General features: G+C 43.7%; 13 protein-coding genes. 5 read left to right on the top strand and 8 right to left on the bottom strand.

From position 1 onward, the window contains the following. Positions 1-68: 68 nt before the first annotated feature. Together ACKTT2_RS20855 and ACKTT2_RS20850 are read left to right on the top strand one after the other, a co-directional pair. Positions 69-227, top strand: coding sequence for a ribbon-helix-helix domain-containing protein (locus ACKTT2_RS20855; RefSeq protein WP_407890360.1), 159 nt, complete (start codon positions 69-71; stop codon positions 225-227). Between the two features lie 180 nt (positions 228-407). Beyond that, complete coding sequence (locus ACKTT2_RS20850) at positions 408-1709, top strand: phthiocerol/phthiodiolone dimycocerosyl transferase family protein (protein ID WP_407890359.1); 1302 nt, start codon at positions 408-410, stop codon at positions 1707-1709. Positions 1710-1730: 21 nt separating this feature from the next. Here ACKTT2_RS20850 and ACKTT2_RS20845 read toward each other — a convergent pair whose 3' ends face one another. Next, a complete protein-coding gene (locus ACKTT2_RS20845) occupies positions 1731-4454 on the bottom strand; it encodes an ATP-binding protein (RefSeq protein WP_407890358.1) in 2724 nt (907 codons plus the stop codon). A gap of 276 nt (positions 4455-4730) precedes the next feature. Between ACKTT2_RS20845 and ACKTT2_RS20840 the strand changes: the two genes are divergently transcribed. Further along, positions 4731-4856: a hypothetical protein gene (locus ACKTT2_RS20840; RefSeq protein ID WP_407890357.1), complete on the top strand. Its 126-nt coding sequence runs from the start codon at positions 4731-4733 to the stop codon at positions 4854-4856. Between the two features lie 122 nt (positions 4857-4978). On the opposite strand, the gene ACKTT2_RS20835 is transcribed toward ACKTT2_RS20840, so the two are convergent. The 3 genes from ACKTT2_RS20835 to dps all read right to left on the bottom strand — a co-directional run bounded on the left by ACKTT2_RS20835 (position 4979) and on the right by dps (position 7478). After that, positions 4979-5158, bottom strand: a complete 180-nt coding sequence (locus ACKTT2_RS20835; RefSeq protein ID WP_407890356.1) for a hypothetical protein — start codon at positions 5156-5158, stop codon at positions 4979-4981. Between the two features lie 492 nt (positions 5159-5650). Further along, positions 5651-6367 carry a pirin family protein gene (locus ACKTT2_RS20830; protein WP_407890355.1) on the bottom strand — a complete coding sequence of 239 codons (717 nt, stop codon included), beginning with the start codon at positions 6365-6367 and terminating at the stop codon, positions 5651-5653. A 538-nt stretch (positions 6368-6905) separates the two neighbouring features. Continuing rightward, positions 6906-7478, bottom strand: a complete 573-nt coding sequence (dps, locus tag ACKTT2_RS20825) for a DNA starvation/stationary phase protection protein Dps (protein WP_407890354.1) — start codon at positions 7476-7478, stop codon at positions 6906-6908. A gap of 191 nt (positions 7479-7669) precedes the next feature. On the opposite strand from dps, the gene ACKTT2_RS20820 reads away from it, so the two are divergent. Beyond that, entirely contained in the window at positions 7670-7867 is a 198-nt protein-coding gene (locus tag ACKTT2_RS20820; RefSeq protein ID WP_407890353.1) for a hypothetical protein, read from the top strand. A 203-nt stretch (positions 7868-8070) separates the two neighbouring features. Here the strand turns inward: ACKTT2_RS20820 and ACKTT2_RS20815 are convergent, their stop codons facing one another. Both ACKTT2_RS20815 and ACKTT2_RS20810 read right to left on the bottom strand, forming a co-directional pair. After that, entirely contained in the window at positions 8071-8739 is a 669-nt protein-coding gene (locus ACKTT2_RS20815) for a response regulator transcription factor (RefSeq protein WP_407890352.1), read from the bottom strand. Continuing rightward, positions 8636-10213 carry a sensor histidine kinase gene (locus tag ACKTT2_RS20810; RefSeq protein ID WP_407890351.1) on the bottom strand — a complete coding sequence of 526 codons (1578 nt, stop codon included), beginning with the start codon at positions 10211-10213 and terminating at the stop codon, positions 8636-8638. The genes ACKTT2_RS20815 and ACKTT2_RS20810 overlap by 104 nt, the downstream gene beginning before the upstream one ends. Before the next feature lie 240 nt (positions 10214-10453). Here ACKTT2_RS20810 and ACKTT2_RS20805 point away from each other — a divergent pair, with 240 nt between their 5' ends. Next, entirely contained in the window at positions 10454-11821 is a 1368-nt protein-coding gene (locus tag ACKTT2_RS20805) for a pentapeptide repeat-containing protein (RefSeq protein ID WP_407890350.1), read from the top strand. A gap of 270 nt (positions 11822-12091) precedes the next feature. Here ACKTT2_RS20805 and ACKTT2_RS20800 read toward each other — a convergent pair whose 3' ends face one another. Both ACKTT2_RS20800 and ACKTT2_RS20795 read right to left on the bottom strand, forming a co-directional pair. Next, positions 12092-12286: a hypothetical protein gene (locus ACKTT2_RS20800; protein WP_407890349.1), complete on the bottom strand. Its 195-nt coding sequence runs from the start codon at positions 12284-12286 to the stop codon at positions 12092-12094. Between the two features lie 100 nt (positions 12287-12386). Then, positions 12387-12926 (bottom strand): GAF domain-containing protein, encoded by a 540-nt coding sequence (locus ACKTT2_RS20795; RefSeq protein ID WP_407890348.1) that lies wholly within the window; start codon positions 12924-12926, stop codon positions 12387-12389. Positions 12927-13163 lie beyond the last annotated feature (237 nt).

The following is a 13163-nucleotide window of genomic DNA, read 5'->3' as shown; positions in this document are numbered from 1 at the left end:
AGCAAGAAATGGCAACAGTTGCCATAATTCAGAATAGTGAGTCAATCAGGTAACAAATCGTGAAAAGTATGAATATTTCTCTACCTGACTCTATGAAAGTCTATGTAGAGGAACAAGTAGCAAGTGGTAGCTACAGCAGCGTCAGTGAGTACTTCTGTGAGTTAGTGCGCCTTGACCAAAAGCGTAAAGCACAAGAAGTCTCGAAGGTATGTTGTTGGAGAGTTTGAACTCTGGAGTTGCAACTGCTATGACTGCTCAAGATTGGGAAGATATTCGTCAAGCAGTGCGAGTGAAAGTCGTTTAGGATTCGTCAGTTAGCTTCGCGGGGTTTAGCCTGCTGTTATACAATGGAAAAGTCAGCTCTTAGTCAAACGCGATTAAGCCAACGGTAAGTTCTTTCAAAAAATATGCATCGCTTACTAGGACAATCAGAGCATTTTCTATGGTTACTTTCCCAATCCACACCAATGAATATTGTCCTTTGCGCCTCTGTTAAAGGAACTCTTACCATAAACCAGCTCCGCAAGGCACTAAAGCAGGTACAATATCGGCATCCATTACTTTCAGTGAAGATTACTACTGATGACAAGAATCAACCATTATTTACGGAAGAAGATGTTCCGGATATTCCCTTGCGGGTGATTGACTGGCAAGAAGAACGCTGGTGTCAAGAGGTAGAGGAAGAGCTATTCTATCCTATACCTTGGAATACAGGACCCCTAGTACGTGTAACTTTCCTACATTCGACTGAAGTTTGTCAGCTCATTGTGACCATCGATCATTGTATTAGTGATGGTTTATCAGGGGCTTATCTTGTAAGAGACATCCTCCATGCAGCTAGTCAACCCGACACTCAGACGCAAAGATTGCCAAAACAGCCTCCCTGGGAAGAAATGATGCCTCCGCTCCAGAAAACATTAAGTATCGATCGCGCCAAAGAAGAATATTTGGAGCAGGATAGATCGCTAAGTAGGTCAGAGCAAAAGAATTTTCTGGATCGTGAGAGCAAGAAATGGCAACTTCGTTTGTTCCATTGGAGCTTATCACCAGAACAAACTCATGCGATCGTGACCTGTTGTCGGAAAGAAAAAACAACTGTTCAAGGGGCACTATGTGCTGCATTCCTGCTATCTATTGCGGCTGAGATTGACCTACGTCATCAAGAATTTGTTAAGTGTCTCTCTCCGCTTAGTCTCCGGAAATACCTTGTGCCGCCTATAGGCGAGGATTTTGGGCAATACATTTCTCGGATTATGACTAGACATCAGTGTAACAATCCAAGTGATGTGAGCCAACTCTGGCAGATAGCCCACAAGGTTAAGCAGCAAATTAACCAAGCTGTTATAAGTGGTAATATATTCCGAAGCGGCTCAGCTTTATCCCGCTTTCTGAGCACTAAACCCGATCCGATCGCAACCAAACAGTATGCAGATAAATTAGTAGGTTCCGATCTGACTGTGACTAATCTTGGACGATTGAATATACCACAACAGTTTGGTCAGTTGCATCTCCAAGAACTTTATCTGACTGTCACAGGTTCTGAAAAAGAACCGATTATTTTGGGAGTAACCACAATTGGCGATCGCATGTGTATTACTTTTCGTTATTTAGAGTCGATTATTCCTCAATCGATTGCACAGAAAATCCAGCGAGGGGCAATGCGGCGACTCGACGAAGTTGTCACCCAATACGCAGACATCATTGAATAGAAAGCTGTTCAGCAACATATATTATGAAGGTGAAAGGAGGTGCAATCCGTGCGTTCGCGAAGCGCAAGCCACCCGGCTTATCGCTCTCACTAACTCCTCTGGCTCCACGGGTTTTGTGATGTGGGTTTGAAATCCGACCTGAAGTGCTTGCTGTCGATCCATCTCTGCGGCATAGGCAGTCAATGCAATGGCTGGAATCATTCCGCCTTGCTCGTAGGGACGCGATCGCACTTCTTTGAGCAGCATATAACCGTCCATCTGAGCCATCCCAATGTCACTCACGAGCACATCGGGAATCGATTGTTCCAGTGCAAGCAATGCTTCTAAGCCAGAAGCAACAGCTGTCACCCTCGCCCCGCTTTGTTCCAACAGAAAAGCTTGAAACTCACGGGTGTCTGGCTCATCATCTACCAGCAAAATTTGAATACCCTCTAGCGGCAGTCCCGCATCTGTTTGGGGTAGGATGGTTTCAGATACGATGGGTAATGTCTGTTGCATGGTTGGCAATTGCACAGTGAAGGTTGCACCTTGCCCTTCACCCTGGCTCTCTGCCTGTACTGTTCCCCCGTGCATCTCCACAATTTGCCGCACGATCGCCAACCCCAATCCCAACCCGCCAAATTTGCGTGTCGTCGAGCCATCCTCCTGTCGAAAATACTCAAACACGTAAGGCAAGAACTGTGGATTGATACCTTTGCCCGTGTCAATGACTCGAATTTGAGCCAGTCGATTGAGTTGCCGCAGTTCAACGATCGCTTGTCCGTTCTTAGGCGTGAACTTAATAGCGTTGCCGAGCAAATTCCACACAGCTTGCTGCAATCGGGTGGCATCCCCAGAAACAGGAGCAATCTCTGTATCGAGGTCAAGTGTAATTTGAATATCTTTTGCCTCAGCCGCCAATCGCACTGTTTCTACAGCAGCAGAAATCACAAAGTTCAAACTAACAGGAGCTATAGTTAAAGATAGTTTGCCTTGCATAATGCGGGAGATGTCGAGCAAATCTTCGATCAATTGCGTCTGGAGTTTGGCGTTGCGTTCAATGGTTGCCAAGGCTTCTCTCTGGCGAGCAGCATCGAGTTTGCCTTTCTGTAGTAATTGAACCCAACCCAGGATGGGATTAAGGGGCGATCGCAACTCATGCGACAGAACTGCTAAAAACTCATCTTTGAGGCGGTTGGCAGTTTCAGCAGCTTCTCGTGCAACCTTCTCCTGTGCTAGCAGTCGTTCCCGTTCGCTCTCAGCTTGCTTTTGCTTTGTAATATCTCGCGAGACTGCAACCAGTTGAGTGACCTGTCCAGCACTGTTCCGCACGGGCGTAACGATACTATCCCAGTATTTAGGCGTGCCCTTGTAAGTGGGAAGATAGCCTTGGAACTGACCTGTGTTGCCAGCTTTGGCAGCCGCGATCGCAGTCTTAGCATTTTCATAATCCTCACCTTGCCAGAAGTCAAGCCATCGGGCATTCAGAGCGAGCGTCGGATCGTCGATTTCCAACAAACACAATCCACCTGTGCTTATATAAACGATTTCGCTGTTGAGAGTTAACACTTTAATGCAGTCCTTGCTGCTCTCTAAAATGCGTTGCTTCAGTTCCTCACTATCCCGCAAGGCGGCTTCAGCACGTTTACGATCGCTAATATCCTTAAACACGATCGCCACTTTTCGGTCTTTCGGCTGTCCGGTGCGGCAAGCATACACATCGAACCAGCGGCTCATAGGTACAGAGCCATTCTCAAAGCGAACGGGTTCCCCCGTTAATGCAACTGAGCCGTAAGTTTCAACCCAAAAGTCTTCTAGATCTGGCACTAACTGACGTGCTGTTTTACCGACGGCTTGTTGCAGCCCTGTTTGTTGCTCAAACACCGGATTAATTTCTAAGAAGCGGTAATCGATTGGCGTGTCGTTCTCGTCAAACAGCATCTCGACGATGCAAAAACCTTCGTCGATCGACTCAAACAGCGTGCGATAGCGTTCCTCAGATTCGCGTAGGGCTTTTTCGGCGTGGGCGCGTTCCACGTCAGCCCAGGTTCGTTCTGCGGTTTCTTCAACCAATTTGACCTCTGTTTCTGTCCACTGACGCGGCGTGGATTGGTGAACGGCAAGCAGGGCAACGAATTGATTGTTTTTGACTAGTGGCACATCTATGTGTGCGGCAATATCGATCTCGCGGTATCTCGCCTTTTCGGCATCCGTATATCTCGGATTATTGGGAATGTCGGTCACAACCTGGGTGCGCCCAGCCCAATGGTCAATAGTCAGGTTGCGTTGGTAGTCATCCAAACGATAGTGTCCGCTCAATTGGGCTACGCCGTTCGTATAATTGCGATGAACGATGACCTCCTCGCCATTGGATACCACTTCAATGTAAATAACACGAGTTGCCCCCAAAGACTCCCCCAAAATGCGAGCGGCGATCGCTTGTATCTCTGAAGCATCGGTAAGCGGGCGGAGAGCATCCGCCAGTTTGACGCGGAACGCATTGAGTTGATTGGCTTGGTGTAAGGCGGCGACGGCAGAGCTATCCTCTAGCAGGTCAAAATCTTGTTGCTTCTTTTCAGATGCCTGTGCTCCATCGAGTTCAGTCAGTACAAGCTGCACCGCTGTTTTCAGGTCTTCTGACCAAGTTTCGATAGGACCTAATGGCGTTTGCGACCAATCGTGCGATCGCAAAGCGTCTCCGAAGGAGAAGGAGTTTCGCAGCAACGCCCCCAACTCGCCGCCCCCAACAAACCAATTCTCAGCCATTGCCCTGGACTCCTCTGCCCTCATGTGTTAATTTCTTATATGAAGTATTTTCCTCGCATTTCCTAGCAGAGTTCCCGTAACGTAGCATCGGAGTCCTCCGAGCGCTGGCTGTTGAATACTGACGTATTGCTGATGAAACGCCATATTGCTCACAATTTACTCAGTCCTTTACATCTATAATTTTGGATAATTTTAACAAAAAGGCAATGCATCTCAAGACACAAGTTGTTCTTTAGGAGACCGTCCGTATACAGGGTATGGTGTGGCTTAGAATTGATGGATTACGATCGCGATTGCCTAAAACCAGCTCTGCAACTGCGTCAAGCTATCCGTGATTCACAATATCATCTTGATGATGAGTTTCGACAGATTGGTAGAGAAATTTACGTTGAGGTTAAGTGAAATAAAACAGGCATTATAGCGGTTTTCAGTTGGGTGCAATACATTAAATGATTTAGGAACCGCAGCCTGTAGCAGATGGACGCAGATAAATCTGTACTTTATTCAACTGACAACTGCTATATTTATATGTATCGGGGGAGTTTTGCGAGTTCCTCTAACCCCAAATCGCGAGTCACAATCGAAGTATAACCCAATTCTGAGCGTGCTTTGCGATCGCTAAATATGAGTTCCTGACCGATAAGCCTAACCATCTTTCGAGTTATGGGAGGGGCTGTTTTGCGCTGAGCGCTATGCGAAATCATTTCCGTGAAGGTTAAATAGCTGTAGACAAATCAAGTTTTTATATTATTATTTTATTACTATTCTTCTTAGTTATAGAGCTTAACATATGCGAATAAAAAGTCAATTGTCAAGACGAGATGCACTTAGCTAGCTTACGAATTCAAAGGCGATTGTCATAGCGAATTGTTACTACTATCGCCCGTCTATGTTGCTAAAAAGCGAACAGCGATCGCACTTCAAGCTAAAAATAATGGTTTGATACTATAGAGTCGGTAAACTAATTATTATTTCGGTTTAGATTTGAAGCTTGGTTTGTCCAGTAACAGCTGAACGATCCTGAATATTTCCTTACCCGATTCAATCAACGCTTAGAGGAGATTGTTGGTGATGGGCGGTTGTTTGACCCCAATAAAGTTTCAAAGGGTGAGTAAGGGGAGATTTTACAGAAATTATGCATAATTAGGACGGGCGTCTCGCCCGTCCCACAAGAGTTGTGAAGAATTGCAAATACATTAGCCTAGATCGAAGAGCAAGATTTCTGCACCAACATCTGTACTAATTTCGAGTTGTTCTTCTGGGCTAATTTGTACTCCATCGCCTGCTCTGAGTTCTTCTCCATTCAAAGTTACTACGCCTTGAGCTATTTGCAACCAGGCATAACGATTGGATTGAACGCGATAGTTAATAACATCACCAGCTTCTAGAATAGATGTGTATAGATCGACATCTTGATAAATAGTGACTGCTCCATCGCGTCCATCTTTTGCGCCAATCAAACGTAGCTTTCCACGTTTTTCTTCAATAGGAAAACTTTTTTGTTCGTATCTTGGTTGCAACCCTTGCTTGTTAGGAACAATCCAAATTTGAAGAAAATGAACTGGCTCTGTTTCAGAAGGATTGTACTCGCTATGCAAAATACCAGTACCAGCACTCATGATTTGTGCGTCACCTGGATAGATAATTGAGCCATTTCCCAAACTATCTTTATGCTCTATCGATCCTTCTAAAACATATGTCAGGATTTCCATATCTTTGTGTCCGTGGGTTGGAAAACCTGCACCAGGAACTACGCGATCGTCATTAATCACTCTTAAAGAACGAAAGCCCATGCGATTTGGATCGTAAAAACCACCAAAAGAAAATGTGTGACGGCTATCCAACCAGCCCGTTCTACTTTGTCCTCGTGCGTTGCGATCGTGAATGAGGTGTGTTTTAGAATTAACAGCCATAAGTTTTTCCTCCGCTTAAAATTTCACAATTAATGTTTGTAAGTTTCTGAATAATCAACCGTAACAACGAGTCTTTTTGCAACTCTTTTTCAACTATCCTTATCTTAGAATATGTATATTTAAAATGAAAAGTACGCACTTTAAAGTGCCGTACTTACCAAAAAGATACTACTTCTCTTCTCGCTTTAAAATGACTATTTTTTTATATAGTAAGCATTGCATACCAACAGCAAATGGTGGGCAATGCCCACCCTACTTACTATTTATCAAAAAGATCTTAAGGCAGTTCAAAATATAAAAAATGGTGGTTACACCCACCTATTCTCATAAAGAATAACTAAATTTTTAGACAAAAAGGCTCTCTTTCCTTTGTAACTCTGTACCTGGAGCGGTTCAAAAATAATTTATTAAACCGCTCCAGGTACAGAGAGCACATTAGAAAAGAGATTTTATTCTGGCACTCAAATGATATGGCTTGCCTTAATTAAGACTTACAAGACGAGAGCGAAAATTGGGAATGAACTTTATCCTTTATACTTCACACTCTCACAGCAGCTCTGTCTAGATTCTGAGCAGTAGCAGGAACACCATTTCCTGAGTTATTTGCAGCTGCTTGTAAATGAGCGTCTAGGAACCAGAGCCGCTTGTCAATAGTACGGGAAACTTCAGTGTAAAGATCGGCAGTATCAGTATCGCCTAGATCTTCAGTTTTGTCGATCGCTTCGCGTAAATGCTTAGCATAAGGTCCAAAGCGATTTGCTAAGGCAGTGACATGCTCCATGCCAGCGATAATTTCTGTAGGATACTCTGGCAAAATAGAATTAGCAGCTGCCATGCGGACTGTTCCGCAAGCATAACCACCCAAAGCAGTGACACGTTCAGCAATTAAATCGATGAACTCTTCTAACTCACCTGCTATTTCATCAAACAATTCGTGCAATTGATAGAAGTCAGTTCCTTTGACGTTCCAGTGCGCTTGCTTGGTTTGAGATTTGAGGTCTGAAGTAGCTGCTAGGGATTGGTTGAGAATTGCTACTATCTTGGCACGTGCGTCTGCAGGAAGGTCAATACGGGTTGGATAAAGACGTGATGCGAGCTTGTTGTCAGTCATAGTAAGTGTTTGTTTCTTTCATCGGCGTGATACCACTCAGTTTACAAAAATTTGTTTGATTTCGGAAACCTTCTCCTGATAGATGGATTTTTATCCGAAAGAGTTATAATGATTCTTAATGATTTTTTATAAATCTATAGGTAAAAAGTATAATTTATCCCTTGAGTAGCCCTGACTCAAAAGTGAAACTTATGTTGTTCGAGATTGCAGGTAGCAGCCCTAGTGTTGCGATCGCAGGCAATTTGAAAGCATCGAGCGATCGCGATCGCATTGTGTCGCCGATATTCCTAAAGTTAAACTCAACTACCGAACATTTATTTACAAAGAAAGGTAGAGAGCAGAAGGCATTCCCAGAGCGGCTTGGAGATGAAGGTGAATTTCTATTGTAGAGCGGGAATAATAGGTACGCACGCTTATGCAAAGGTGCTAAAAAAGTGTTTTCAGCATCTGAACGTTTCAATTTTACGATCGCCCTCGTTAGTCTTATCAGTGGATTGATAGGTATAGGCGGAGCTTGGGAACGAAGGTGAAGATGTCTGTTTGTGAGTTATCTCTCATTAACCATTCACTAGTCACTGGTTACTGGTTCCCGTTACGTTCGCAAACGATAACCAATTCCTCGGATGGTCTCTATGCGATCGCTTCCTAATTTCTTCCGTAAGTGACCCACATAAACATCTACAATATTCGATCCCGGATCGTAATCATAACCCCAAATGCGGTTAAGTAATTGTTCTCGACTCATAACCTGCATTGGGTGACGTAAAAACACTTCTGCCAATATAAATTCGCGAGTGGAAAGTTCTACCAGCCTATCTTCCACCCAAACTTCTCGTGCAATCAAATCTAAAGCAATATTACCAACTCTCAGAATAGTTTCTTCCTTCGCTCTGGGTACATGGCGGTTGCGTAATTGCACTCGGATGCGTGCTAGCAGTTCTTCAAACCGAAATGGTTTGGTAATGTAATCATCAGCACCTCCTTCCAATCCTGCAACAGTATCATCGACACCATCACGAGCAGTCAGGACGATAATGGGGAAGGTTTCTCCTCTTCCCCGCAACTCTTGCAATACATCCAAACCATCTTTATCTGGCAAACCTAGATCGAGAATCAACAAGTCAAAATTATTACTATCCGCCATATTCAATGCATCTCTAGCCTTGGTGGCTACTGTGGTTATGAAGCCGTGTGCTTGTAACCCGGTTTCCAGGAAGGCTGTGATGCGATGATTGTCTTCGGCGATAAGAATCCGATTCATAAATTCGGTCCTCTTCGTCAGACGCTAGGGGAATTACAATTGTGAAAGTAGACCCATGACCCAGACGACTGGAAAGCTCGACCCATCCACCATGAGCTTGAGCAATGGCTTGCACGATCGCCAATCCCAATCCATGCCCTTCATGCTGGTCTTCTTTTGTCGCCCTTACAAAACGCTCAAAAATGCGTTTTTGGTCTTCAGGGGCAATTCCAACTCCAGTATCTTTTACCCAAATATTAATGCAATCCCCTTTAGCAGAGGAGCCAAGTGTAATAGTATCATCATTACTCGTGTGGCGAACTGCATTTTGGATTAAATTCATCACTGCTTGAGTTAACCTCTGACGGTCAACCATCACCGGGCTCAACCCTTTAGATTCCAACCGCCAATCTCGATTGGCAAGCGATCGCGCTTTGAGATATATTTCCTCTGTCAGCCAATCGAGTTCTTCTGGCTTTATCCTCAGAAAATCCGGGCGTTCGGTTTTTGCTAGCAGTAGTAAGTCATTCACCAGGCGACTCATGCGGTCTAACTCATCCATCACCAAAGCAATAGTTACCTCTTGTTTTTCCGGGCAAAACTGTAACATTTCCAAATGACCCTGAATCACAGTAATGGGAGTCCGCAATTCGTGACTAACATCGTTGAGAAACTTTTGCTGACTATCAAAAGCAAACTGCAACCGATCCAGCATTTCATTAAAAGTTTTCGTCAACTCCGCTATTTCATCCGCTCCCTTGACTGGAATACGCTGTGTCATATCAGACTCAGTAATGGATTGAGCAGTTTTCGTCAGCAAACGTAGGGGATATAGTACCCGTCCAGCTGTAACCCATGCTAGTAAGAAAAAGATGAGCAGGACAATCAGAGTGACTTGCATGACTAGGAAAATGGCATTTGTTCCTGCTTGAAAAGCGGCTGAAGCATCATGAATGGCAATAAGCATGGCTCTTTCTCCACCTGTACTGACTGGATATGCTACATAGCGAATTCTTTGTGTAGAAGTTTGTATGTAACCAGTCCTTGGTTTTGTAAGGTGAGTCCAACGCCGTATCAAAGCTGGATACTGCTCTAAAAGCTCCGAAGGTAAAATCGGGCTGTATCTATAAATTTCGTCATTAATAAGAGTAATAATATACTCATTCCGTGTAGGAGCATAAGTAGCCAAAAATTTATCAAACAATGCGATCGTCTTCACTGCATTTTTCGATTGTTTTGCAATATACTGCTTTTCCAGTAATTGAAATCGTGCTACTTCTTTAATCAAAGAGGCGTCCGCTCTTGCTTTCAAATCATCACAATAGATCTGACGAGTTGTTTGTATAGAAAATATTGCCGTACAAGCTGTTAGCAGAAAGTACCAAACTAACAAACGGGCGCGGACGCTATAGAAAATTTTGCGCCATCCTTGTGGAGGTGGATATTTTGCGATTATTTCTGTAGACTTGCTATTTGCTTGATATCTATTTGCCATTTTTCTAAAAGTAGGGATTGGGGATTAGCGATTGGGGAACTCGGTGCCCCCTCCTTGTTGAGGGGCAATGGGGAAAGAGAGACACATTACCTATTCCCAGATCCCTAATATTTGACACCTACAGCAACCTGACATAAACTGGTAGGCTACAACCTTTAATAATAATTGACTATCTTAATTTTCCAAGGAAACAGGAGTTTCCCAATCCCCAGTCGCTAATCCCCAATCCCCTTTTTAAACGTGGCTCATAACTACCAGCGTGCCAAACTTAGAGGTAAATCCTTCAAAGGGCAAGACCTAACAGGTGCGGATTTCTCCTATTCAGATATCCGAGGCGCTGACTTTACTGGTGCCTTCCTTAAAGGAGCAAACTTCAGTCATGCTAAAGCAGGGCTGCAACGCCGTTGGGTAATTGCTACAGTTATTCTTGCATTACTGCTGTCCGCTATATCAGGATTGCTGTCAGCTACGAGTGGTTCTCTCATAGGGTATATTCTTACTAATAGTAACTACGAAAATACTTATGTTGCTGCAGTCACTTTAACAGTCTTGTTTGTGTTTTTTCTCATCACGATGCGCCAAGGAGTCGCTGCAGCCTTTGGTTTTTTGGCAGTAGCTGTGACGTGGACTGCTGTAGCAGGAGTTATATGGGCTGGAATAGTGGCAGTGACATGGGCAAAGGCTGGAACTCAGGCAGGAATCATGGAATTGGCAACAGTGGTGGCAGTCGTCGTTACAGGAGCCATAGCAGCGATCGCAGCAGCAACTGGCGTCGTCCTGATAGCTGGGGCAGCAGCTATGGCAGGATCTGCTGCTGGATTACTAGCAGTGGCAATTACGGTGTCTGTCGCAGGGGCTATAGCTGGAGTCGGTGCGATCGCTGCTGTGAGGATAGGCGGTCCAGTTGTAGGAGCGTTAGCAGGAGTGATTTCTATCTTGACAATATTTCTCTCTGCTGATATTGGATGTCGCGCACTCTTTGAAGATGAAAAACAAACTTGGGTTCGCAATGTAGCTCTAGATTTTGTAACAAGACGTGGAACGAATTTTCAAGCTAGCAATTTGACAGATGCCAACTTTACACAAGCAAGACTAAAAAATACAAATTTTACTAAATCTGTCCTCACACGCACTTGCTGGTTTCAGGCAAAAACAATGAATCGGGCTGATGTTAGGACAACCTATCTTGAGGATAAAAATCTACGACAACTGCTAATTACAAAAGATTTACAAGGCAAAACTTTTGATGGTTGGGATTTGCAAGGTATGAATTTGCAAGATGCAAATTTGAAAGATGCTAGCTTCATTGCAGCCAAGCTCAATGAATCGAACCTGCAAGGAGCCGATCTTTCAAGAGCCAATCTTACAGAAGCGCAATTAGATAAAACCGATTTGAGAGGCGCAACTCTGACAGGTACGTATATCGGAAATTGGAGCGTCACTCCGGATACAAAGCTAGATGGCGTACACTGTGACTATACTTTTATGTACGTGCCAACTAAAGATAATCCCAATCCCCATCGTCTACCTGCTAACTGGGATGAAACGTTTAAAGAAGGCGAGTTTACTAAATTAATGACTCCATTACCTAACTTATCAAAGATTTAGGGGCTTCCAAATAAAAAATGTCCTAAAACTTCTTGTGGTGCGGGCAAGATGCCCGGTATTAATTCCTATTAAAACTTCTTGTGGTGCGGGCAAGATGCCCGGTATTAATAAGGGACGGGCGAGGACGCCCATCCCACAATATGGAATAATTTATTTTGTACGGTTATTATACCAAGAGCCCCCCTAGCTCCCCTTAAAAAGGGGGGAATGTTCAAAGTCCCCCTTTTTAAGGGGGATTTAGGGGGATCTTAACGTCTTCTCTGAAGAGTATTACACCTGAGTTACATCTTCTCGAGTTATCTGCTGCTCTACATTACTAATAGCAGCATTAAGACCAGCAAGTTTGGTTTCTAAATCATCTCGCATCGTTTTTAAAAATTTTAGCTTGCGTTCGAGACGGGTTTTGCGAGAAACTGTTTCCCCACCATAGCAAGAGTTATTATACCAAAAAGAAAATGGAAACATAGTTCGCCTTGTGAAAGAGGAGCATATTTAAATTATGGCGAAATTCCAGGTGAGATAACGGCAATAGGAGTGGGGGAAAACCGTCTAAAAAATGCGGTTTTCAATGTTGGTTAGTAGCAGCTTGAACGTAAGCAGCTACTAAAGGTGGTAACTGGTTTTCGAGTTCGGTGACGATCGCATGGTCCAAGGCTGACCAAACTCTATTGTTCCCAAATACGCAAGGCTGTAGGATTCCCCATAGTTCATTGTTCCAAACTAAGTGGGAGTGTATCAGCGCTCGATGTCCAAAATTTTTTCGCTCAAACTCTCGATTGACAACTTCTGGATTGGCTGTTTCTACGTCTTCTACATAAACCGAAGGAGCTTTTCGTAAAGCAGCTGCAAATAGAGGATCTTCTTTTGGTAAAGATTCTGGTTCTGGTTCCCACTCAGGCTTCATAGGATTGGGAATTTCTGAACTTCGTCTCCAGCAATGAGTAATTTTTCCTAGTTTGAGTTCTGGGTTTCGTAGGTAAAGAAAACAGCGATCGCACTGCAACTCTTTTCCAAGTGCTGGTAGCAAAGCATTAAAAACAGCGTTTGGTTCATTATGTTTTTCTAAAATCTCTTGAAGAGTGCTTGGTAAAGTTGAGTTCAACATAAATAAAATAACTGTAAAAAAAGTACATTTAACTTTATATCTAAAATTTGACTATTATCTCATCAATCTGTAGTGGGTTGTCTGTCAATTAGGAGCGAGGCTTGGACGACGCCAACAGTCTATTTATACCTTTAGCTGTAATTCTACCTTTAGAGAGAAGTCAAAAATGGTAAAAAAATTTTATTATTTTGAATTCAAAATCTTTCTTATCCCACTAAACAACGAGACTCCTATCGA

It is taken from the genome of Scytonema hankhaensis NUACC26 (genome assembly GCF_045865695.1).
GTDB lineage: Bacteria > Cyanobacteriota > Cyanobacteriia > Cyanobacteriales > Nostocaceae > Scytonema.
Note: the sequence above shows the minus strand (reverse complement) of the source record. Positions and strands in the feature narration are given on the sequence as shown.

Bases quoted from the DNA above. Each gene is read 5' to 3' on its own strand.
- ACKTT2_RS20810 (WP_407890351.1), bottom strand. From the start codon at position 10,213: ATGGCAAATAGATATCAAGCAAATAGCAAGTCTACAGAAATAATCGCA.
- ACKTT2_RS20830 (WP_407890355.1), bottom strand. From the start codon at position 6,367: ATGGCTGTTAATTCTAAAACACACCTCATTCACGATCGCAACGCACGA.
- ACKTT2_RS20835 (WP_407890356.1), bottom strand. From the start codon at position 5,158: ATGATTTCGCATAGCGCTCAGCGCAAAACAGCCCCTCCCATAACTCGA.
- ACKTT2_RS20815 (WP_407890352.1), bottom strand. From the start codon at position 8,739: ATGAATCGGATTCTTATCGCCGAAGACAATCATCGCATCACAGCCTTC.
- ACKTT2_RS20795 (WP_407890348.1), bottom strand. From the start codon at position 12,926: ATGTTGAACTCAACTTTACCAAGCACTCTTCAAGAGATTTTAGAAAAA.
- ACKTT2_RS20850 (WP_407890359.1), top strand. From the start codon at position 408: ATGCATCGCTTACTAGGACAATCAGAGCATTTTCTATGGTTACTTTCC.
- ACKTT2_RS20840 (WP_407890357.1), top strand. From the start codon at position 4,731: ATGGATTACGATCGCGATTGCCTAAAACCAGCTCTGCAACTGCGTCAA.
- ACKTT2_RS20820 (WP_407890353.1), top strand. From the start codon at position 7,670: ATGTTGTTCGAGATTGCAGGTAGCAGCCCTAGTGTTGCGATCGCAGGC.
- dps (WP_407890354.1), bottom strand. From the start codon at position 7,478: ATGACTGACAACAAGCTCGCATCACGTCTTTATCCAACCCGTATTGAC.
- ACKTT2_RS20800 (WP_407890349.1), bottom strand. From the start codon at position 12,286: ATGTTTCCATTTTCTTTTTGGTATAATAACTCTTGCTATGGTGGGGAA.
- ACKTT2_RS20855 (WP_407890360.1), top strand. From the start codon at position 69: ATGAATATTTCTCTACCTGACTCTATGAAAGTCTATGTAGAGGAACAA.
- ACKTT2_RS20845 (WP_407890358.1), bottom strand. From the start codon at position 4,454: ATGGCTGAGAATTGGTTTGTTGGGGGCGGCGAGTTGGGGGCGTTGCTG.